The 21,335-nt window shown below is 73.7% G+C and carries 15 protein-coding genes and 1 tRNA gene; 14 read left to right on the plus strand and 2 right to left on the minus strand.

Annotated features, from left to right (window positions below):
* Positions 1-103 precede the first annotated feature (103 nt).
* The 12 genes from EKH77_RS26245 (at position 104) to EKH77_RS26295 (ending at position 15,977) form a co-directional block, all read left to right on the plus strand.
* A tRNA-Leu gene (locus tag EKH77_RS26245) sits at positions 104-188 on the plus strand.
* A gap of 87 nt (positions 189-275) precedes the next feature.
* Entirely contained in the window at positions 276-1,085 is an 810-nt protein-coding gene (locus tag EKH77_RS26250; protein WP_126916755.1) for a maleylpyruvate isomerase family mycothiol-dependent enzyme, read from the plus strand.
* 59 nt (positions 1,086-1,144) lie between these two features.
* The gene (locus EKH77_RS26255) at positions 1,145-3,550 is read left to right on the plus strand and encodes an ATP-binding cassette domain-containing protein (protein WP_126916756.1); all 2,406 of its coding nucleotides are present in this window, start codon (positions 1,145-1,147) and stop codon (positions 3,548-3,550) included.
* 63 nt (positions 3,551-3,613) lie between these two features.
* Positions 3,614-5,236, plus strand: coding sequence for an FAD-dependent monooxygenase (locus EKH77_RS26260; RefSeq protein WP_240667539.1), 1,623 nt, complete (start codon positions 3,614-3,616; stop codon positions 5,234-5,236).
* Between the two features lie 160 nt (positions 5,237-5,396).
* Positions 5,397-7,583 carry a hypothetical protein gene (locus EKH77_RS33110; protein ID WP_164737861.1) on the plus strand — a complete coding sequence of 729 codons (2,187 nt, stop codon included), beginning with the start codon at positions 5,397-5,399 and terminating at the stop codon, positions 7,581-7,583.
* 1 nt (position 7,584) lies between these two features.
* Positions 7,585-8,871 carry a hypothetical protein gene (locus EKH77_RS26270; protein ID WP_126916757.1) on the plus strand — a complete coding sequence of 429 codons (1,287 nt, stop codon included), beginning with the start codon at positions 7,585-7,587 and terminating at the stop codon, positions 8,869-8,871.
* Entirely contained in the window at positions 8,868-11,240 is a 2,373-nt protein-coding gene (locus EKH77_RS26275) for a GTPase-associated protein 1-related protein (RefSeq protein WP_126916758.1), read from the plus strand. Before EKH77_RS26270 ends, EKH77_RS26275 begins: the two co-directional genes overlap by 4 nt.
* On the plus strand, positions 11,237-12,841 hold the full coding sequence (locus EKH77_RS26280) for a TRAFAC clade GTPase domain-containing protein (protein ID WP_126916759.1): 1,605 nt from the start codon (positions 11,237-11,239) through the stop codon (positions 12,839-12,841). The genes EKH77_RS26275 and EKH77_RS26280 overlap by 4 nt, the downstream gene beginning before the upstream one ends.
* 77 nt (positions 12,842-12,918) lie before the next feature.
* Positions 12,919-13,074, plus strand: coding sequence for a hypothetical protein (locus tag EKH77_RS33115; RefSeq protein WP_164737862.1), 156 nt, complete (start codon positions 12,919-12,921; stop codon positions 13,072-13,074).
* Between the two features lie 31 nt (positions 13,075-13,105).
* Positions 13,106-13,771, plus strand: coding sequence for a vWA domain-containing protein (locus EKH77_RS26285; RefSeq protein WP_126918305.1), 666 nt, complete (start codon positions 13,106-13,108; stop codon positions 13,769-13,771).
* Complete coding sequence (locus EKH77_RS26290; protein WP_126916760.1) at positions 13,768-14,646, plus strand: PP2C family serine/threonine-protein phosphatase; 879 nt, start codon at positions 13,768-13,770, stop codon at positions 14,644-14,646. The genes EKH77_RS26285 and EKH77_RS26290 overlap by 4 nt, the downstream gene beginning before the upstream one ends.
* Positions 14,646-15,977 (plus strand): protein kinase domain-containing protein, encoded by a 1,332-nt coding sequence (locus EKH77_RS26295; protein WP_126916761.1) that lies wholly within the window; start codon positions 14,646-14,648, stop codon positions 15,975-15,977. The genes EKH77_RS26290 and EKH77_RS26295 overlap by 1 nt, the downstream gene beginning before the upstream one ends.
* A 62-nt stretch (positions 15,978-16,039) precedes the next feature.
* On the opposite strand, the gene EKH77_RS26300 is transcribed toward EKH77_RS26295, so the two are convergent.
* Both EKH77_RS26300 and EKH77_RS26305 read right to left on the minus strand, forming a co-directional pair.
* On the minus strand, positions 16,040-16,363 hold the full coding sequence (locus EKH77_RS26300; RefSeq protein WP_126916762.1) for a hypothetical protein: 324 nt from the start codon (positions 16,361-16,363) through the stop codon (positions 16,040-16,042).
* Positions 16,311-17,828: a hypothetical protein gene (locus EKH77_RS26305; protein ID WP_206279929.1), complete on the minus strand. Its 1,518-nt coding sequence runs from the start codon at positions 17,826-17,828 to the stop codon at positions 16,311-16,313. The genes EKH77_RS26300 and EKH77_RS26305 overlap by 53 nt, the downstream gene beginning before the upstream one ends.
* Positions 17,829-18,118: 290 nt before the next feature.
* Here EKH77_RS26305 and EKH77_RS26310 point away from each other — a divergent pair, with 290 nt between their 5' ends.
* Both EKH77_RS26310 and EKH77_RS26315 read left to right on the plus strand, forming a co-directional pair.
* Positions 18,119-19,567: an MFS transporter gene (locus tag EKH77_RS26310; protein ID WP_126916763.1), complete on the plus strand. Its 1,449-nt coding sequence runs from the start codon at positions 18,119-18,121 to the stop codon at positions 19,565-19,567.
* A gap of 141 nt (positions 19,568-19,708) precedes the next feature.
* A complete protein-coding gene (locus tag EKH77_RS26315; RefSeq protein ID WP_164737863.1) occupies positions 19,709-21,298 on the plus strand; it encodes an FAD-dependent oxidoreductase in 1,590 nt (529 codons plus the stop codon).
* Positions 21,299-21,335 lie beyond the last annotated feature (37 nt).

A 21,335-nucleotide genomic window follows, 5' to 3' on the forward strand; every position in this document is an offset into this window, starting at 1 on the left:
CGGACCCTATGCTCCGGAAGAAATCCCTGGTGAAAGGCACTCCGAATCCTTGGTAGAGTTATCCATGTCGCCGCGGGGAACACCCCGCCGAGACAAACACCTGGTCCGGGTGGCGGAATGGCAGACGCGCTAGCTTGAGGTGCTAGTGCCCTTTATCGGGCGTGGGGGTTCAAGTCCCCCCTCGGACACAGCGAAAAACCCCAGCTGAGCTGGGGTTTTTCTGTTTTCCCGCCCGGGTTTCCCGCTCGGGGCGTCACCGACGGAGGGACATCGGCATGAACCCCGCCCAGCACGGCGCGGCCGTCGTGGCCGAGACGGCCCGATTCGTCGCCACGGTCAAGGCAGCGGACCTCTCCACCCCGGTGCCGTCCTGCCCGGGCTGGACGCTGGCCGACCTGACCCGGCACACCGGCCATGTGCACCGCTGGTTCACCGAACTGCTGCGCCGGCGGATCCAGCAGCCGCCGTCCAGCCGTGAGGTCGACCTGCGCCTGCCGGAGCACGCCGACGGCTACCCGGGCTGGCTGACCGACGGCGCCGCCGAGGCCGCCGAGGTCTTCGCCGGCACCGACCTGGACGCGCCCATGTGGGCCTGGGGGCTCGACCAGCACGCCCGGTTCTGGGTCCGCCGCATGCTCTTCGAGACCCTCGTCCACCGGGCCGACGCCGAACTCGCCCTCGGGCTCTCCCCGCGCATCGACCGTGATCTGGCCGTGGACGGCATCGACGAGTTCCTCACCAACCTGCCGTTCGCGTCCCTCTTCGCGCCGCGTACCGCCGAACTGCGCGCCCCCGACCGGACCATCCGTTTCCTCTGCACGGACGGTACGGACAGTACTGGTGGTACGGACGGTGACGAGTCCGGCGACTGGCTGATCCGCCTGCGCCCCGACGGCTTCGGCCTGGTGGCCGACACCCCCGGAACGGGCACCACCGGACCGGACACCGCGGACGCCACGGTCCGGGGAACGGCGGCGGACCTGCTCCTGCTCCTCTACGGCCGCCTGGACCGCGAGAGCGACGCCTTCCACTCGGAGGGCGACCGTGACCTGCTCGCCCACTGGTTCGCCCACTCGGCCTTCTGAACCCCGCTGGATCCTGTGTTCTCCTGGAGCGGACCGGACGTCCGGCGGATGGAGACACGATGGCCAGGTCCAGGACGACGGGCGCACCGGACACACCGGACGCGCCCGCGCCCGTCCCGCACGTCGCCGACAGTCACGATCTGATCCGTGTCCACGGCGCGCGCGAGAACAATCTCAAGGACGTCGGCGTCGAGATCCCCAAGCGCCGGCTGACCGTGTTCACCGGTGTCTCCGGCTCGGGCAAGAGCTCGCTGGTGTTCGACACGATCGCCGCGGAGTCGCAGCGGCTGATCAACGAGACCTACAGCTCCTTCGTCCAGGGCTTCATGCCCACCTCCGCCCGGCCCGAGGTGGACGTCCTCGACGGGCTGACGACCGTGATCAGCGTCGACCAGCAGCGGATGGGCGGCGACCCTCGTTCCACGGTCGGCACCGCGACCGACGTCAACGCGATGCTGCGCATCCTCTTCAGCCGGCTCGGGACGCCGCACATCGGGCCGCCCAGCGCGTTCGCCTTCAACGTGCCCTCGGTGCGGGCGAGCGGGGCGATCACGGTGGAGCGCGGGGCCCGGAAGGCGGTGAAGGCGACGTTCAGCCGCACCGGCGGGATGTGCCCGCGCTGCGAGGGCCGGGGCGCGGTCACCGATCTGGACCTCACCCAGCTCTTCGACGACTCCAAGTCGCTCGCCGAGGGCGCGCTCACCGTCCCCGGGTACAAGGCGGGCGGCTGGAACCACCGGCTCTACAGCGAGTCCGGCTTCTACGACCCGGACAAGCCGATCCGGAAGTTCACCAAGCGGGAGCTGCACGACTTCCTCCACCACGAGCCGGTCAGAATGAAGATCGCGGGCATCAACATGACTTACGAGGGTCTGATCCCGCGCATTCGGAAGTCGATGCTCGCCAAGGACCGGGAGGGCATGCAGCCGCACGTCCGGGAGTTCGTGGACCGGGCGGTCACCTTCACCACCTGCCCCGACTGCGACGGCACCCGGCTCAGTGAAGGGGCCCGGTCGTCGAAGATCGACGGGGTCGGCATCGCCGACGCGTGCGCGATGCAGATCAGCGACCTGGCCGCATGGGTGCGCGGCCTCGACGAGCCGTCGGTGGGGCCGCTGCTCGACAGGCTGCGGCACAGCCTCGACTCGTTCTCCGAGATCGGCCTCGGCTACCTCGCGCTCGACCGGCCCGCCGGCACCCTGTCGGGCGGCGAGGCGCAGCGCGTCAAGATGGTCCGCCACCTCGGCTCCTCCCTCACCGACGTCACCTACGTCTTCGACGAGCCCACCACCGGCCTCCACCCCCATGACATCCGGCGGATGAACGACCTGCTGCTGCGGCTGCGGGACAAGGGCAACACGGTGCTCGTCGTGGAGCACGAGCCGGAGACCATCGCGATCGCCGACCACGTCGTCGACCTCGGCCCCGGCGCCGGTACGGACGGCGGCACCGTCTGCTTCGAGGGCACCGTCGAGGGGCTGCGGGCCGGCGGCACCGTCACCGGCCGGCACCTCGACGACCGGACCGCCCTCAAGGAGGCCGTGCGGGAGTCCACGGGCGTCCTCGCGATCCGCGGCGCCACGGCGCACAACCTGCGCGGCGTCGACGTCGACATCCCGCTCGGGGTGCTCGTCGCCGTCACCGGAGTCGCCGGCTCCGGCAAGAGCTCGCTCGTGCACGGGTCGATCCCCGCCGACGACGGTGTCGTGTCCGTCGACCAGACGCCGATCCGCGGCTCGCGCCGGAGCAACCCGGCCACCTACACCGGGCTGCTCGACCCGATCCGCAAGGCGTTCGCGAAGGCCAACGGCGTCAAACCGGCGCTGTTCAGCGCCAACTCCGAGGGCGCGTGCCCCACCTGCAACGGCGCCGGCGTCGTCTACACGGACCTGGCGATGATGGCGGGCACCGCCACCACCTGCGAGGACTGCGAGGGCAAGCGGTTCCAGGCGGCCGTGCTGGAGCACCACCTCGGCGGCCGCGACATCAGCGAGGTGCTCGCCATGCCGGTGACCGAGGCCGAGGAGTTCTTCGGCTCCGGCGAGGCGCGCACCCCCGCCGCGCACCGGATCCTCCAGCGGCTCGCGGACGTCGGGCTCGGCTACCTCAGCCTCGGCCAGCCGCTCACCACGCTGTCCGGCGGTGAGCGGCAGCGGCTGAAGCTGGCCACCCATATGGCCGACAAGGGCGGCGTTTACGTCCTCGACGAGCCGACCACCGGCCTCCACCTCGCCGACGTCGAGCAACTGCTCGGCCTGCTCGACCGGCTCGTCGACTCCGGCAAGTCCGTCATCGTCGTCGAGCACCACCAGGCGGTCATGGCGCACGCCGACTGGATCATCGACCTCGGCCCCGGCGCCGGTCACGACGGCGGCCGGATCGTCTTCGAGGGCACCCCCGCCGACCTCGTCGCCGCCCGCTCCACCCTCACGGGCGAGCACCTCGCGGCGTACGTCGGCGCGTAACGTCAGCGGCTGACAGCGCATTCAGGCATTGCGGCCAGGAGCGCCGTGCGGAAGATTGCTGCCATGACGGACATGCCCATGCCCGACGGCGGCAGCGATGACGACGACCTCCTGCCCGTACTGATCGTCGGGGGTGGGCCCGTCGGGCTCACCGCCCGGGCGCTCCTGGAGCGCTGGGGTGTACGGACCCTGCTCGTCGAGAAACACGCCGAGCTGTCCCCCTTCCCCCGCTCGCGGCTGGTCAATGTGCGCTCCATGGAGATCTTCCGCGGGCTCGGGCTCGCCGACGGGATCGCGGACGCCGCGTTCGCGCCCCGGTACGGCTGCATCCGCTTCCGTGACACCCTCCACGACCGCGACTTCGCGAGGGCGGCGATGATCGGCGTCGACGCGCCGGTCCCCGAGAGCCCCGTCATCGGCGTGGTCACCTCCCAGGACCGGCTCGAACCCACCCTGCTCGGCGCGGCGCGCGCACCGATGCGCTTCGGCACCGAACTCGTCGCCCTGGACCAGGGCCGGGGAGCGGAGAGCGTCGTCGCCTCGCTCGTCGACCACCGGACCGGCGCGGAGACCCGCGTCCGCGCCCGCTACGTCCTCGCCACCGACGGCGCGAACTCCACCGTCCGGCGGCTCCTGGGCATCGGCACCGCCGGGCCCGGGGCGCTGGGGGACTTCACCACCGTCGTCTTCGACGCCGACCTCGACCGCTGGTGCGCCGAGCGGCCCGCCGGGCTCTACTTCACCACGCACGGGCTGTTCGCCCCGGTCTACCCCGAAGGCGGCTGGGCCTGGTTCGCCCCCACCCCCGAGGGCGCCGCCAGCGCCGACTGGCCCGCGCTCGTCTCGCGCGCCCTCGGGTCCGGAGCCGACGTACCGGTCGACGTGGTGCGGGTCCAGCACTGGGTGATGAACGCGTTCGTGGCCGAGCGCCTCCGCCACGGCCGGATCCTGCTGGCCGGCGACGCCGCGCACGCGATGCCCATCACGGGCGGCCTGGGCATGAACACCGGCCTCTCCGACGTGCACAACCTGTGCTGGAAACTGGCCGGTGTGCTCAACGGGTGGGCCGACCCGGGCCTGTTGGAGACCTACGAGGCCGAACGACACCCCGTCGCCCAGCGGACGCTCCAGCAGGCGGTGGCCAACGCCCAGCTCATGATGCGCGTGCAGAACCGGCGGCGCGAACAGCTCCAGGCCGGTGGAGCGGCGCCGGACCGGGTGGAACTCCCCTGGACGGAGAGGTTCTTCGCCCAGCTCGGCCTCCTGCTCGGCGTCACGTACCGTTCCACCGCCGTCCTGGCCGATGGCGACGCCGACGGTGACACCCCACCCGGAACCGAGCCGTCCGACAGCGGAACGGACTACGTCCTCACCGCCGCGCCGGGCCACCGCATGCCCCACCTCTGGCTCACGGACCATCGCTCCACGCTCGACGCCCTCGGCGAGTGGTTCAGCCTCCTCACCCCGGACCCCGCCCGCTGGGAGGGCCAGGCGGCCGCCGCGCCCTGGCCGCTGCGCGTCGAGACCCTGCCCGGCGAGCACGCCGACGTGTGCGGACTCGGCCCGCACGGAGCGCTGCTCGTCCGCCCCGACGGCCACATCGCCGCCCGCTGGCGGGACCACCCGGCAAGCGACTCCGCCCTCCACCACGCCCTCGCCTCCGTCACCGGCTCGACGCCGGGATGACCCCGGTGACCGGGCACACGGCGCGGATCTTGGCAAACCTCGGCAACAAGCCTCCCGATCTGGTGAGATGGCATGTCGTACGTATATCGGAACGCGGGGGCAACGGCGGATGGGGCGGGAGTTCGGGGGGATCCTGGGGCTGCCGCAGGCACTTCCGGACATGCCGGTCTCGCCTCTTGTGCCCGCATATGACGATCTCCGGGCGCGGCAGGCGGCCTTGGGGCTGCGGCACGCCGCCGACGGGCTGTTTCCCGTCGGCGGGCGCCCGGCCGTCCGGTTCCTCGTCCTCGACGGGCTGCGCGTACCCGGCCGGGGCGGCCGGCCGCGCCACGTCGACCGCGACCGCCTCGCGGAGATCCGCGCCGCGTCAACCGGCCCGGCCGAGTGGGACGCGCTGCTGACGCGCTACGACGCCGTCCTCGCCGAGGACCCGATGGGGCTGCGCCGGATCGTCCTGTACGAACTCCTGCGACTGCTGCGGGACGACCCGCACGGCCCCCGCCCCGAAGCCGCCGTCGCCCTCGGCGTCGACCCGGCTGAGGCCACGGCCCTCGCCTACGCCGCCCGGCACGCGCCCCGCCTCGAACCCGCCGCGCGCACCGCCGCCGAGACCCTGCCGGACGCCTGGCGCGAGCGCCGCGTCCGGCAGGCCCGCGCCCTGACCCGGCAGTTGCCCACGCCCCTGGGCGACCAGCGGCTCGCCCGGCTCGTCGCCCGGGTCGAGGCCCGCGCCCGGCACGTGGACAATCTGCTGAAGGAAGCGGACGCGCTGAAGCGAGCCGGGGACGCGCCGGCCGCCGCGCAGCGCTACTTACGCGCCGCACGGGCCGCCGAGGACGACCCCCACGCCCTGCGCGGCCTCATCCTCACCTGCCGCCCCGACGGCGCCCTCGCCGCCGAACCCGGCCCGGAGGGTGTCCGGTTGAACTGGCGGCCGGACGCACGGGCCTGGCGGGTCCTGCGGTACGTCGCCGGGCAGGCCCCCGTGACGCTGGGGGAGGCCACCGGCACGTCCACCGGCACGTCCACCTTCACCGACACCGCCGCGCCCCTCGGCGAGCGCGTCCGCCACGCCGTCCTGCCGCTCGGCGAAGGTGACGGCGACGACGGGCGGATCGCGGGCCTCCCCCTCGTCGGCCCGGAGCTGCTCGTCGCCCCCGAAGTCGAGGACGTGCAGGCATCCGACGCCCGGGCACGCGTCGACGCGACGTGGCGCACCCCGCCCGGGGCCCACCGCGTCACCGTCGTCCGCACCGGCCCGCGCCCGGAGACGACCGCCACCGAGATCGCCGCGAGCCCACACGGCTTCCGTGACGACGGCCTCGCACCCGGCACGTACGAGTACCGGATCTCCTGCGTCTACCGCACCGCCACCGGCCGCGAGGTCCGCTCACCCGGACTGCGCCTCCGCCGGGCCGTCCACCCGTGGCCCGACGCCGTGACCGCCCTGACCGTCCGCCCCGGCGACACCCCGGGCACCCTGACCGTCGGCTGGACGGGAGGCGACCGGGGCGACGTACGCCTGCTGGTCTGGCCGGGTCCGCCACCGCAGGCCGGAGAGGACCTGCCCGCCACCGCCGGCCGGCTCCCATCAGCACTCCCATGGCTCACGGTCGGATCGGCGGGACTCCGGCCTCCGCGTGGCACCACCGCCCGCCTCACCGCCGTCACCGTCCTCGGCGAGCGGGCCGTGGCCGGCCCGAGCGTGCGCGTCGACGTCCCGGAGGCCGTCGAGGCGCTGACGGTACGCCGGGTCGGACCCGGCCGTGCCCGGCTGACGTTCGACTGGCCGGGGGCGGCGGACCGCGTCCTCGTCCGCTGGTGGCAGGACGGCCGGGCCGACGAGCGCAGGATCGGCCGGAGCACGTACTTCCGCGAAGGGCTGCACATCGACGTGACCGGTTCGGCGGCGCGCTTCCAGGCCGAACCGCTCGCCGTCACCGACGCCGACGTGCTGCTCCCGCCCCCGCCGGCCGAGGCGGAGATCCCGGCCGACGTCGCCGTCTCCTACACGGTCGAGCGCCTCGGCGGACGGTTCGCCGGCCGGCGCCGCCGGGTCGCCGTACGGGCCGAAGTCGTCGGGGAGGCCGCGCCGGGCCTCCCCGAGCTCCTGCTCGTCGCCCGCACCGCCACCGAGCCCCTGCCCCGCACGCCCGAAGACGGCACGCCCGTGCTGCGTCTGAGCGGCGGGGAGCTGACCGGCGGGCCGGTGAGCCGGGACGTCCAGGCGGCCGTGGAGGCCGCCGGAATCCGGCGCCCCTATACGCTCCGCGCGTTCCTGCTCGGCCCGCACGCCCACGCCGTACGCCTCGAAGAGCCCCCGCACAAGGACCTGGTGGTGCGCTGACATGACGACCGTCATCTGCCCTTACTGCTTCGCCCGAGGCCCGGCCGCCCGGCTCGGCTATCGCTGCCTGATGTCCGCGACGGGCGTGCGCGGCGGTACGAACTGCGACCCCGAACGCGACGACGTCTGGGCCGACTTCAAGGGCCCCAGCGTTCCCCCGCAGGCCCGGATGCGCGGCCCGGTCTTCGACGCGCCCCGTACCCTCGACCTCCGCGCCCGGGACCTCCGCACCCTGCGTGGCGCCGGCGGACGGGCGGCCTGCCCGGACTGCGGCGTCCCCACGCCCGTACGCGTCTGCCGGCGCTGCCACAGCGACCTGCCCAGCGACTACTGCGACCAGGACAGCCGCATCATCGCCCTCGTGGGCGCCAAGGCCACCGGCAAGAGCACCTACATCACCGTGCTCGTCAACGAACTGCGCCACCGCGTCGGCGGCGCGTACCGGGCGTCGCTCGCCGCGATGGGCGCGGACACCCAGCGCCGCGACCGCGACATGGCCGCCGAACTCTACGAGCGGCGCCACCTGCCGGGCGCCACCCGGCCCGCCGCGCTCGGCTTCAACGACCCGCTGCTGTACCGGCTGAGCGTCCCCTCCCGCAGCCGGTTGGCCGTCGGGAACAAGCACACCGGCAGCAGACACACCGCCCTGGTCTTCTTCGACGCGGCGGGCGAGGACCTGAGCAACGCCGCCGCCATGGACCGCTACACCGCCTACCTGGCCGCCGCCGACGGCATCATCCTCCTGGTCGACCCCCTGCAGCTGCCCTCCGTCCGGGACGAGCTCTCGGGCGGCGACGGACCACCCCTGCCGGCCGTGGAGACCCCGCCCCAGCAGATCGCCGCCGACATCGCGGCACAACTGCGCGGCCACGGCCGCGCCGGATCGCGCGGCCGGCTGTCGACCCCCGTCGCCGTGGCCCTCACCAAGACCGACATGCTGCGCCCCCTGCTCTCCCCGCACTCCCCTCTGCACACCAACGCCTCCCACCACGGCGGCGCCTTCGACAGCGCCGACCGCACCGCCGTCCACGAGGAAGTGCGCTCCCTCCTGGAGAGCTGGGACGGCGGTGCGCTGCACCGGCAGCTCGAGAGCGACTTCTCGGACGTGGGACTGTTCGGCCTCTCCGCGCTCGGCGCGCCGCCGCCGGCCGACGCCCCGGCCGACGCGCCCAAGTCCGGCCCGCAGCCGACCCGCGTGGAGGACCCGCTCCTGTGGCTGCTGACCCGCCGGGGCCTGCTGCCCACCCACAAGGAGAAGCCCAAGGAGAAGAAGGCGGGTAAGGCGTGACGCTCCAGCAGCTGCACTACACGTCCGCCGCCCCCGGCCCGGACGGCTCCGGCTTCCGCTTCACCGCCGTCAGCGACGACCTGCCCGCCGCCCTCCTCGGCGAGGTGGAGCAACTGGTGGGCTACGAGCCGCCGCGCGCCGCCCCCGCCCGCCCCACCGCCGACGAACTCACGACCTTCCCCATCGCGTTCAGCCACCACCTCCTCTCCGACGGCAGCAGGCTGCTGTGCCGCGCGGTCTACACCGGCACCGACTACAGCGGGCGGTACGGCAACTTCCACGCCCACGCCGTCCGGCTGTCCCCGGCCGACGCCCTGCCCGGCGGCATGCTGCCCATCCAGGCGTGGGAGTCCTCCTTCTGGGCCGACAGCACACCCGGGGACGGCGTCCTGGCGGGGGAGCCCACCTCGGCCGGGCGCATCGACAAGGCGCGGCTGCTGGAATTCGTCCGCGCCCGCGCCGAGCGGCTCGAACCCTTCCTCGCGGACGTACGGAACCTCTTCCTGGACCCCGACGCGCCGCAACTCCTCGTCGTCGAGCGCGACAGCGCCGACGTCGCGCACTGGATCGCCGTCGCCAGCGCCGTCCTCCCGCGCGAGCGGGCCGGCCGGCTGACCTTCACGACGTACACCCGCCGCCCCGGGCTCGCCCGGCAGCAGATCGTCGGCACCTCGCCCGACGCCGACACGGACGCCGCCGACGCCGACCGCCGCTTCCGCGTCCACGACTGCGCGGGCGGCCGCTCCAGCCCGGCACGCGACGCGCCCGACGCCTGGGCGTCGGTCGCCGCCCGCCTGTGGCTGGCCGGGCTCCCCGAACTGGTCTCCGGGACGGTCCGGAACCCGGAGGGCACCGGCCCGGACGCGCCGTACGACGCCGGGCGCCTCGCCGTCCTGGCGGCCCGCGAGGGCGTCGCCCTCGACGCGGCCGGCCGCACGGCGGCCGCCCGCCGGGCCATGGAGCAGCCCCCGACGTCCGACCGGTTCGCGCTGCTCACCGGGCTGGCGGCGGGCGGCACGGCCCGTACCGCCGAGGAGTGGACGGCCCTGGCCGCGCTCGCCGACGAGTTCGCGCCCCTGGCCGGCCACGCGATCACGGACCCCCTCGTACGCGACCTGCGCGCGGAGCTGACGCGGGCGTCCGACGAACCCCTGCCCGTGCTCCTGTCCCTCCACCGCCTCGCCGAGGCGCTCCGCCTCGACCTGACCGCCGCCCTGCCCGCCCTCACGACCCGTATGAGCGCAGCCCTCCTCGACGACAACGACGACAACGACGACAAGGACCGGGCCGCCGTACGGGCCGCGCTCGGCGCCCACCCCGAACTCGCGGCCGCCGTCCTCGGCTCCCTCGACCGGGCCGCCGCCACGGGCGACCCGGCGGCCGTCGCCCGCGTCCTCGCGGACGGAATCCCGGGCGCCGACCTCGAGCCCCACCCCCACCTGCGCATGGCCGCCGCCCTGGGCATGGCCGGGCAGCACACCGACCGTCCCGGGCTCCTCGACTCCCTCATGAAGGCGGCGGGCGCCGAGCACCAGGGGGAGCCGTCCGTCCTGCGCACGGCCGTCCGGCTGATCTGGGGCGGCACCCCGATCCGCCCCGTGGAGGCCGGCATTCTCCTCGCCGAGCTCCCGGAGACGTGGTGCCGCGCGGCGGGCCTCGACGACTCCTTCGTCCAGGCCGCCCTCGACAGCGAACCCGACGACCCCGAGGCGCCCGAGCTCGCCAAGGCCCTGCTCCTGAACCGCGCCACCACCCTCGCCCCCCGGCAGCGAGCCGCGCTCCTGCTGCTCGAACTGGCCGGTGACCTGACGGCCGGCGAGGCCCTGACCGGTTACGCGGGCCGGGCCGTCGCCCTGCGCGCCCAGGCCCTTCCTCTGGAACCCGGCATCGAGACCCGCGTGAGCACCGCGCTCGCCGAACGGCTCCTCGATTCCACCGCGCCCCCGGGCGAGCTCCTCGCCCTCGTCCAGGGCGGCGACGAGCCCTTCCTGCGCGCGTACGACCGGGCGGCCCGCCGGGAGGGCGTCGCCGACCGGATGCGCGGCACGCCCGGTTACGCCGCCGAGTGCTTCGCCGCCTGGCAGACCGCGCCCGGCGCCGGCGCCCTCTGGGAGGAGATCCGCACCGGGCTGCTCACGTCCGTGCTGCGGCCGGTGGTGCGCCGCATGCCCGCCGAGGACGTCGACGAGCTCCTCGGCGACCTGCGGCGGCGGGGCGGCCCGTGGGCGTCCGCGTTCCAGGACTGGAACCGCCCCGGCGTCCTCGGCAGGATCAGCGGCCGCTGGCGCGCCCGGGGCGGCAACCGGCCGGGGACCGCCGGGGCGCGCGGCCCCGGCGACATCGAGCCGCCGAGGGAGGAACGCCCATGACGGACCTGCTGACCTGGTGGCCGACGAGGATCTTCCTCCTCGTCAACGGCCTCGTCGCGGCGGGCGTCTTCCTGCGCGTCGCCCCCGACTTCCTGTGGCGCGCCCTGTACACGACCGGGCGCTGCCTGGGGCCCTGGCAGGCGGGCGTCATGGACCCCCGGGTGGCGGCGGCGGGCGGCGCGGGCGAACCGGCCCACGGCGCGTACTGGTACCGCCAGGTGTGGACGGACATCGGCTCCGCCACGCTCAGCGGCGTCCACGCCGTCCGTTACGCGCTCGTCCACGAATGGTTCGGGCGGATCACCCGCAACCTGTTCCACGGCCGCCGCCCGAGCGGTCCCCTGGGGGAGAACGGCTTCACTCAGACCGTGATGCGCTGCGTGGGCGTGGGGGTCGGCGCGGGCGCGAGCCTCGCGGCGGTCTTCGCCGGGCTGCTCTTCGCGCAGGCCGTGGCCCTTCTCGTGCTGTTCGTCGCCGTGGTCTGCGCGGCCCTGGCGCTCGTGGCCGTGGCCGTCCGGGCCGTGGAAGGTACGGGCAGGCTGCTGCGCGGGGTCCGGATGGCCTGTCCCCACCCCGGCTGCTACCGGCGGATCGCGCTGCCCGTCCACCGGTGCCCGACGTGCGGGGCGCGCCACGAGCGGCTGCGCCCGGGCCGGTTCGGGGTGCTGCGCCGGATCTGCGTGTGCGGGACGGCGCTGCGCACCAGCCTGCCCGGCGGGCGCGGCGAGCTGGCGGCCGCGTGCCCGCACTGCGACCAGCGGCTCCCCCGGGAGCTGGGCGCGGTGCGGACCGTGCACCTGCCGGTCGTCGGGGGCACGTCGTCGGGGAAGACGATGCTGCTTGCCGCCATGGTCGCGGGCCTGGCCTCGTGGGAGCGGCGCGGCATGCTCGGCATGGCGTGCGCCACCCGCTCCGACGTGGACGAACTGGCCGCGCTCAACCGGCAGCTGGACGGCGACGGCTGGGCCCACGCCACGACCGGCCGACAGCCCCGCGCCCTCATGCTCCTCGTCTCGAAGGGCCGGCGCCGAAGGCTGCTGTACCTCTACGACCCGATGGGCGAGAGCCTCCGTGACGCCGGGGCCGTGCGCGAGCAGCAGTACCTCGCGCACGCGGACGGGGTGGTGCTGGTCGTGGACGCGCTCGCCGAGCCCGGCGTGCGCGGGCGGCTCGGCGGCGACGACGGCGGCCGGGCCGTCGGGGCCCGGCCCTCGCCGGAGGGCCCCATGGCCACGTACGAGCGGCTGGCGGGGGAGATGCAGGCGCTGACGGGCCGTCGCGGGCGCACCCCGGTGGCCACGGTGGTCACCAAACGGGACGTCCTGGACCGGCTGGTGTCGCTGCCCGTTCCCGGCCCCCGTACCGACGTGTGGCTGGAGAGCGTGGGCCTTGGCAACCTCGTGCGCGGTCTCGGCCACACCTTCGGCCGCACCCGCTACTGGGCGGTCAGTGCCCGCGCCGCCACCGGCGCGGACGCCCTCGACGGCGAACAGCGGCGCGCCGCCGAGCCGGTGCTGTGGCTGCTGGGGCAAACCGGACTTCCCGTACGGAAGTTGCTCGTGGACGAGGTGCGCGAGCCGGACGGCAAGGTAAAGGCGTGACGTCGGCGCGTCCCTGCGGATAGGGTCGGGGCGCTCGGACGGTGAGTCGGACGGTGAGAAAGAGAAGACCGCGCACGGTGACATCCACATCCACCCGGACGCCCATCGCGCTGCCCGCCCATGTGGCGCGGCAACGCCGCGTGGTGCTGGGCCTGTTCGTCGCGGCGGCCGTCGTCCCGGTCTGCGCGACCGTGTTGTTCATCCTGTTATCGCTGAACGGACTGATGGAGTGATGCCCGCGTGAGCGACATTCCCGGTGGCCCGATGGAGAGCCGCCCGGTGCATTTCATCTGGATCCTCGACTGCTCGTACTCGATGCTCGGGGAGAAGATAGGCACGCTCAACTACGCGATCCGGGAGGCCATCCCGGAGATGCAGTCGGTGGCCCACGACAACGCCTCCGCCCAGTTGCTGGTCCGGGTCCTGACCTTCTCCAGCACCGCCCGGTGGCATCAGGCGCAGCCCGTCCCCATCGACGACTTCACCTGGCAGGACATCCAGGTCGACGGCGGCACCAACCTCGGCGCGGCCCTGTCCCTGGTGGCCCGCGAGCTTCAGACGCCGCCCATGCCGCAGCGGGCGCTCAAGCCGGTGCTCGCCCTGGTCTCGGACGGTCAGCCCCTGGACGAGTGGCGGGCAGGCCTGAAGGCCATCGACGCCACCCCGTGGGGCAAGAAGGCGGTGCGGGTCGCCATCGCCATCGGCGCGGACGCCGACCGGAGCGTCCTCCAGGAGTTCCTCGGCAACCCGGAGCTCCCGGTGCTGGACGCGAACAGCCCCAAGCAGCTGGCGGCCGCCATCCGCTGGGCCTCGACGGCGGCCGTCAAGGCCGCGTCGCAGCCCGTCGCCGGCGGTGCGGCGGGCACCAAGCAGCTCGGGCCCGCGTTCGCGCCGCCCAAGCTCCAGGACGATGACGACGACGTGTGGTGAGCGTGCCGCCGCACTGGGAGATCCTCCGCGAGTCGGTCCGGGGGCCGGGCAAGGCCCACAACCAGGACTGGTACGACGTCGACGACACGGTCGACGGCACGCTCGTGCTGGCCGTCGCCGACGGCCACGGCTCGGCCGCCCACGCGCGCAGCGGCCTCGGCGCGCGCTACGCCGTCGACGTCTTCCTCCACCGCGGGCGCGAGTTCGCGGCCCGCGCCCGTGAGTCGGGGGACCTGCGGCAGCTCCACCGCGACGCCTGCGGCCGCGTCCCCCGCGAGATCGTGCGCGACTGGCGGGACGAGGTCGAACGGCACGTCCGCAAGGAGCCGCTGGACGGCGTGCCGAAGGGCGGCGAGCTCCTCGCCTACGGCACGACGCTCCTCGGCGCGGTCCTCGTGCCCGGTCTGCTGGTCGCCTGGCAGCTGGGCGACGGGGATCTGATGCTCGTCGAGGCGGACGGCAGGATCCGCGCCCCGCTCGCCCCGGCCGAACCGGAGCTCGGGGACGAGACGGAGTCCCTGTGCGGCCGCCAGGCGTGGGACCTGATGCGGGTGCACTGGGCCCCCGTCTCCGACCCGGCGCGGCTGCCGCGCCTGCTGACGCTGTCCACGGACGGGCTGTCGAAGAGCTTCGCGGCACAGGACGGCTTCGTCCAGTTCGTCCGGGAGGTGGACGAACGCCTGGCGGCGGAGGGCGCCGAGCCGATCCGTGAGGCGCTGCCCGGCTGGCTGAACCACGCCGGCTCGTACTCGGGCGACGACACCACCGCGGTCGCCGTGTGGCGGCGACCGGACGACGCGGGCCCGTGCGAAGGCGGCCCCGACGCGGGCCCCTCCGAGGACGGCCCCCAGGACCGAGGAACGGAGAGCGACTGATGTCCGGCATGCTCGACGAAGGCGCCCGGCTCACCACCGACACGGGCGACGAGATCGTCGTCTCCGGGATGCTGGGAGCCGGCGGCCAGGGCGAGGTGCACCGCGTCACGACACCGCTCGGCGACAAGGCCCTCAAGTGGTACTACCCGAGCTGCGCCACCCCCGAGCAGCGGAAGATCGTCGAAGAGCTCGTCAGCCGGGACTTCGACGACGACCGCTTCCTGTGGCCGCACGCCTTCGTCCCCGGGCCCGGCGACGGATTCGGCTACCTCATGGACATCCGCCCCGAGCGGTTCAAGGGTCTGCCCGCGCTCTTCCGCCGCACGCTGCGCACCACGCCCACGGCGCTGGTGACCGCCGGACTGAACATGGTCGAGGCCTATCAGGCCCTCCACTCCCGGGGCATCGCCTACCGCGACATCTCGTGGGGCAACATCTTCTTCGACCCGGCCAACGGCGACGTCCTCGTCTGCGACAACGACAACGCCGTGGTCGAGGGCGAGGCCAGCGGAATCTCCGGAACCATGGAGTTCATGGCCCCCGAGCTGGTGCGCGGCGACACGGGCGCCATCCCCGGCACCCAGACGGACCTCCACTCGCTGTCCGTTCTACTGTTCATGCTGCTCATGAACCACCACCCGCTCAAGGGCCGGGCGGAGCTCGCCATCCGCTGCCTCGACGAGGCCGCCGAGAAGCGCCTCTACGGCCGGAACCCCGTCTTCGTCTTCGACCCCGACGACGACAGCAACGCGCCCGACCCGCAGGAGCAGCGCACCGTCCTCGCCACCTGGGCCGTGGTCCCGCCCAGGCTGCGCACCCTGTTCGTCAAGAACTTCACCGAGGGGCTGCGCGAGCCGTCCCGGCGCGTCCGCGAATCGCAGTGGCGCGACGCCCTGCGGCAGGTCCGCGACACGATCGTGGACTGCGCGAACTGCGGCCGGCAGAACATGACCGAGCCCCTCTCCACCACGGCCCGCGCCTGCTGGTCCTGCGGCAGCACCCTCGTCCTGCCGCCCCGCCTGGTGATCACCACGCCGATGCTGGGCACCGAGCGCCACCTGCGGCTGCGCCGCTCCGCCCGGGTGCACGAGCACCACGTCCTGGACGAGCCCGCCCGCCACGACTACGGGGACGGCACGGTCGTCGCCGAGCTCGTCCAGCACCCCACGAAACCGGGAGTGTTCGGCCTCGCCAACCGGTCGGCGAAGACCTGGAGCGCCCGCCGCTCGGACGGCACCGCCCAGGACGTGCCGCCCGGCCGGAGCGTGCCGCTGCGGGCCGGGCTGGAGATCGACCTGGGCGGGGCGCGGGCCGTGATCCGCGCCCAGTGAGCGACGGGCCGACCGAGTGGGGGGGGCCGACCGAGCGGGGGGCCGCGCTCACATGCCCGGGTTCACATCCCCAGGGCGCGGCCCAGATCCTGGGCCAGGGCGAGCGAACCGCTGCCGGCCGCCACCCCCGTCGTGATCAACTCCAGCCACTGCCGGACCCGCCCCCGGTCGACGGACCGCCCCTCGGCGTCCGCGCGCGCCAGCTCGCCGCGCACCAGGTCGGCGGGCTCGGCGAGCCCGGGGCTCTCGGCGCGCAGCCGCCGCACGAGCTCCCCGGCCAGCCGCAGCGCCTCGGCCGGGGACTGGCCGTGGTGGACCTCGATCCTGCCGTGGTCACCGAAGTTGCTCTGGCCCGAGACGTTGCCGTGGAAGTTGTACGTGCTCAAGGTGGCTCCTCTCAGCTTCCGCCCTGGGGGCGTAGTTGTTGATCTGGCCGTTGGCGCCGATGTTGGTGTTGCCGGTGATGTCGCCGGAGATGTTGTAGGTCTGGGTGGCGATCACCTGCTGGGCGCGGTCGAAGTCACTGGTGTCGACGTTGTGGTCCTGCAGGAACCGTTCCGTGGCGATCAGTACGCCCTGCTGGAGCCGGAGGAAGGTGTCCCGGGAGTCGGTGCGTTCCGTGTGGCCCATGGCGTTCCAGTCGGAGCACCAGTTGCGCAGGCTGTCGTCGGCGCCGTAGTCGTAGGCCGCGTGCTGCTTGGAGATCGCCCGGCGCGTCCGCTCCAGCTCGCGGGCGTAGCGCTTCCGCTCCCCGCGCCGCCGGGCGGCGCGGCCGGGCGCGCCCCACACGCCCCGCCAGGTGTTCGACACGCCGAAGCGCAGCAGGCTCCACCCGTACTCGAAGCCCTCGATGGGCAGGTAGCGCACCACGCTGAACCGGCCGTGGAGCGGGGGCACCACATAGGCGGCGACCTCCCAGGACAGCCGGGGATGCAGGAGCCGGGCCCGCAGGTGCATGGAGACGACGACGTTGCCGCCCTCGCCGACCATCTCCAGGCTCAGATACGTGCGCATGCCCGCGCCCGATCGCACCGTCGCGGACTGGACGGACTGCTGGGGGATGCGCGCGGCGGGCCGCCGCAGCGGATCGGGCAGCAGGTCGGGCAGATACGGGGTGCTCGTGCCGAGGACGTAGAGGCGGTTCTGCGCCCTGAGCTCCGGCAGGCCGATGATGTGCTTGATGTTCTTGGCCACGTAGGTGTGGAGGTCGACCGCGTCGAAGGGTTCGAGGGCCAGCTTCCCGCCGGTGGGGGAGTCGGCGGGGCGGCTGACGTCGATGGACTCCCAGACGACTTCCTTGATCTTCCTGCCGCTGCCGACGAAGGGGTTGCTCGACTCGGCGCGCACGTCGTACGGCAGGACGTTCGGCCGGCGCAGATCGGCCAGGCGGTTCTCCACCTCCGGCGCCACGGCCGGTGCCAGCTCCTGCGGCTTGCGCGGGTCCCGGTACGCGTCGAGGGCCGCCTGCCGGGCGTCGTGCTCGGCCCGGCAGACCACCACCCCTCCGCCCGCGAAGAGGACGACGAGAAGGAGGAGGCAGAACCACATGCCCGTGGACGCGCCGGCGCCGAGGCTCGCCAGGAGCCCGAGCAGTGAGCCGATCACGCCGAGCAGGACGATCGAGAGCAGCCGGTCCCGCCGCTCCCGGCGCCGCCAGGCGGCCTCGGTGTGCCGTACCAGCGCGATGAGGTTGACGCCGAGCGGCAGGCCGTTGGCCTTGAGCCCGTCGTCCATGAACTCCCGTCGCACCTTGTGCGTGAAGCCCTCGTCCAGGTGCGTCGTCGCGCACAGCCGTCGGGTGACGGCGTCCCCCCGGTACTGGGGTAACGGGGGCAGCTGTCTCGGCGCCATGCGATTCCCTCCCCTGCGCCGGCCCGGTCGCCGGGCCGGACTCACCCTATGGGAAGCGGCTCCCACCGGGCAGCACTCCGGAGAGCCCGGAAACGATCAACAAGGGTCCATGTACCCTAAAGGGGAGGCCAAACCTCGCCAGACCCGAGGAAACCCCAGCTCCGCTGGGGTTTTTCTATTTTTGGGGACACTTTGCGGCAGATCGGCCCGGCCGGGCCGGGGTCGCCCGTCCCCGCCGTCTGCCACAGACTGGTCGCGGTCGAGCCTTGAACGAATTGGTACGTCGAAGCATGAACGTTTCTCACACTGATCACCCCGCCGGTGACCAGCCCGCCACCTGGGACGGCCACCGTCCCGTGCGCGTGGGCGTGCTGGTCACGGCGCTGCTCGCGGCCTGCGTGGCCTTCCAGCTCAACGCGAGCATGCTCAGCCCCGCGCTGAAGAGCATCGAGGAAAGCCTCCACGCCAGCTCCGCGGAGATCGGCCTCACCCAGACGGCCTTCTTCACCTCCGCCGCGCTGTTCTCGCTGTTCCTGCCCCGCCTCGGCGACGTCATCGGACGCCGCAAGGTGCTGGCGGGGATGCTGGTGCTGATGGCCGTCGGCTGTGTGGTCGCCGCGCTGGCCGAGAGCGTTCCCATGCTGTTCGTCGGCCGGCTCATCCAGGGCGCGTCCGGCCCGACCGTCCCGCTGTGCCTGATCATGCTGCGGATGGAGGTCACCGAGCCCAAGCGCTACGGCACCCTCCTGGGCGCGATCACCGCCGTCAACGGCGGCATCGCCGGCGTCGACTCCCTGGCCGGCGGCTACCTCGCCGACAACCACGGCTTCCAGTCCGTCTTCTGGGCCATGGCCGTCGTGGCCGTCATCGCGGCCGTCCTCGTCGCCACGCTGACCCGCGAGACCAAGGTCCCCTCCGCCCACTCGATGGACTGGCCGGGCGTCGCCTTCCTCGTCGTCTCCGTCGGCGCGCTGCTCGTCGCCCTCAACGAGGCGGGCAAGCTCGGCGCGGCGAACTGGGGCCTGGTCGGCGGGCTCGTCGTGCTCTCCGCGATCGCCTTCGCCCTGTTCTGGCGGACCGAGGACCGCACCCACCACCCGCTGGTCGCCACGCGCCACCTCAAGCAGCGCGCCACCTGGGCGATCCTGCTGACCACCGTGCTCACCATGACCGGCGTGTTCGCCGTCATGAACGGCCTGATCCCCGCCTTCGCCCAGGACGCCAAGGCCGGCCTCGGCATGAGCGCCGAGGCCTCCGCCTGGTGGACGCTGACGCCCTACGCGCTGGCCGGCCTCGCCATGGGCCCGATCGCGGGCCGGCTGGCCGCCACCTACGGCTACGGGCGGATCCTGCGCCTGGGCCTGGTCGGCGCCGCCGCCTCCGTCATCCTGATGATCTTCACCATCCCGGCCCATTCGCGCGTGATGCTGCTGGTCACCTCGATCCTCGTGGGCATCACCTACGCGGGCGTCGCCAACATCGTCCTCAACGGCCTGGGCATCGTGCTGTCGCCCAAGGAGAACCCGGGCTTCCTGCCCGGCCTCAACGCGGGCGCCTTCAACCTCGGTGCCGGCCTGAGCTTCGCGCTGCTCTACGCGGTCAAGACAGCGGCCATGCCCAGTGACCCGGCCTCGGCCGGCGGCTACGTCACCAGCATGATCGCCGGCGTGGTCATCATGGCCGCCGCCCTCGGCACGTCCTTCCTGATCCCCAAGCCCGTGGAGGCGGAGGCGCACTGACGCGCGCCGGGGCCCGCACCGGGGTCGAACGGGCGCCCGAACGGGTCAATGCCCCGTGAGAGCCCCCCGAATGCCCCCTGGCCGTCCCATTGAAGCCTCCCCTCGCATGCCCGACCATAAGGGCGAGCGATGGGGAGGCCCATGAGCCGCTTCTGCCGGGACGTCGTGATCATCGGGGCCGGGCCCACCGGCCTGGCCCTGGCCGTGGCCCTGCGCCAGTACGGACTGGGCGTGACCGTCCTGGAGAAGGAGCCCGGCACCAAGCGGCAGGTGCGGGCCAGCGTCCTCTGGCAGCGCGCCCTGGAAATCCTGCGCGACCTCGGCTGCGCGGAGCGCTTCCTCGACCAGGGGCTGACCCTGCGGCAGGCCGTCTTCCACGTCCGGGGACGCGAGATCGGCCGGCACGCCATGACCGTCCCCGGCACGGCCTTCCCCCAGCCGCTGTCCATCGAGCAGATCGCCATCGAGGCACTGCTGGCCGAACGCCTCCGCGAACTCGGCACCGAGGTCCGCTGGAACAGCGAGGCCGTCGCCGTACGCCCCGGCGAACGCGCCGCCCAAGTGGACGTACGCGGACCCGACGGCACGCTGGAGACCCTCGACTGCCGCTGGGTCGTGGGCTGCGAGGGCGCCCACAGCGTCGTCCGCGGAACGCTCGGCCTCCTCTTCGAGGGCGAGCGCCGCACCGGCCTCCAGGCCGTGCAGATCAACGCCCGGCCCCGGTGGCCCTACCCCTACGCCCCCGACACCACGTACTTCTTCATCGAGCGCCGCGCCAGCCTCATCGTCTCGCCGCGCCCGGGCGGCGGATACCGCTTCTTCTGCTTCCGCGACGACCCGGACCCCGGGCACGTCGCGCCGCCCGACGTCGAGGAGATGCGCGAGCTGGTCGCCCGGGTCGCCCACGACCCGGACGTCCGCCTGGTGCCCACCGAGCCCGAGTGGTTCAACCGGGCCCGCTTCCACGACCGCGTCGCGGCCACCTTCCGCGTGGGCCCGGCCCTCCTCGCCGGGGACAGCGCCCATCTGTGGGCCCCCGTCGGCGGACGCGGCCTCAACACCGGGCTGCGCGGCGTCCACAACCTCGCCTGGAAGCTCGCCGCCGTCCACCAGGGGCACGCCCGCGACGCCCTGCTCGACACCTATACCGCCGAGCAGCGCGCCATCGCGCGGGAGGTGATGCGGCAGATGCGGCGCAACGTTCTGGAGCTGCCGCCCTCCGTGCCGACCCTTGCCGCGATGCGGCTTTTCGGGCCCGCGCTTCTGCGCAGCGAGACGTTCAACCGGCAGGGCCGCAACCTTCTCAGCGAGCTCTTCCGTCACTACCGCAGCGGCCCGCTCGCCGCCGACCGGGGCGGGCGCGGCGCCCTCCGCGCGGGCGACCGGCTGCCCGACCTGCCCGTCACCGAGAGCGGACGGCAGCGCAGGCTCCACGATCTGCTGTCGTACGAGCGCTGGACGCTGCTCGTGGGCGCGGCGAGCGGCGTGGCCACGACGGGGACTGTGCCGGGCTTGATCGACACGGTCGAGCTGCGCCGGGTTCTTGACCGGTACGCCGTGCGGGCGGAGGTTTTCGGGATCCGGGCCGGGAAGGGGGTGGCGGAAGGGCCCGCCCCCGGGACGTTGCTGCTTGTCCGGCCGGACGGGCATATCGGGCTGCGCGCCCGGGCGGGGGATGTCCGGGCGCTGGACGCGTACCTTGGCTCTTGGTTCGTTCGGCGGGGCGGCTGAGCGCGTTCGCGTTGCACTGCGGGCCGGTGGGGGCTTG

Origin of the sequence: Streptomyces luteoverticillatus (assembly GCF_003970715.1) — a bacterium.
In the GTDB taxonomy this organism is placed as follows: Bacteria; Actinomycetota; Actinomycetes; order Streptomycetales; family Streptomycetaceae; genus Streptomyces; species Streptomyces abikoensis.

Bases quoted from the DNA above. Each gene is read 5' to 3' on its own strand.
- EKH77_RS26250 (WP_126916755.1), top strand. From the start codon at position 276: ATGAACCCCGCCCAGCACGGCGCGGCCGTCGTGGCCGAGACGGCCCGA.
- EKH77_RS26255 (WP_126916756.1), top strand. From the start codon at position 1,145: ATGGCCAGGTCCAGGACGACGGGCGCACCGGACACACCGGACGCGCCC.
- EKH77_RS26260 (WP_240667539.1), top strand. From the start codon at position 3,614: ATGACGGACATGCCCATGCCCGACGGCGGCAGCGATGACGACGACCTC.
- EKH77_RS33110 (WP_164737861.1), top strand. From the start codon at position 5,397: ATGCCGGTCTCGCCTCTTGTGCCCGCATATGACGATCTCCGGGCGCGG.
- EKH77_RS26270 (WP_126916757.1), top strand. From the start codon at position 7,585: ATGACGACCGTCATCTGCCCTTACTGCTTCGCCCGAGGCCCGGCCGCC.
- EKH77_RS26280 (WP_126916759.1), top strand. From the start codon at position 11,237: ATGACGGACCTGCTGACCTGGTGGCCGACGAGGATCTTCCTCCTCGTC.
- EKH77_RS26285 (WP_126918305.1), top strand. From the start codon at position 13,106: ATGGAGAGCCGCCCGGTGCATTTCATCTGGATCCTCGACTGCTCGTAC.
- EKH77_RS26295 (WP_126916761.1), top strand. From the start codon at position 14,646: ATGTCCGGCATGCTCGACGAAGGCGCCCGGCTCACCACCGACACGGGC.
- EKH77_RS26305 (WP_206279929.1), bottom strand. From the start codon at position 17,828: ATGGCGCCGAGACAGCTGCCCCCGTTACCCCAGTACCGGGGGGACGCC.
- EKH77_RS26310 (WP_126916763.1), top strand. From the start codon at position 18,119: ATGAACGTTTCTCACACTGATCACCCCGCCGGTGACCAGCCCGCCACC.
- EKH77_RS26315 (WP_164737863.1), top strand. From the start codon at position 19,709: ATGAGCCGCTTCTGCCGGGACGTCGTGATCATCGGGGCCGGGCCCACC.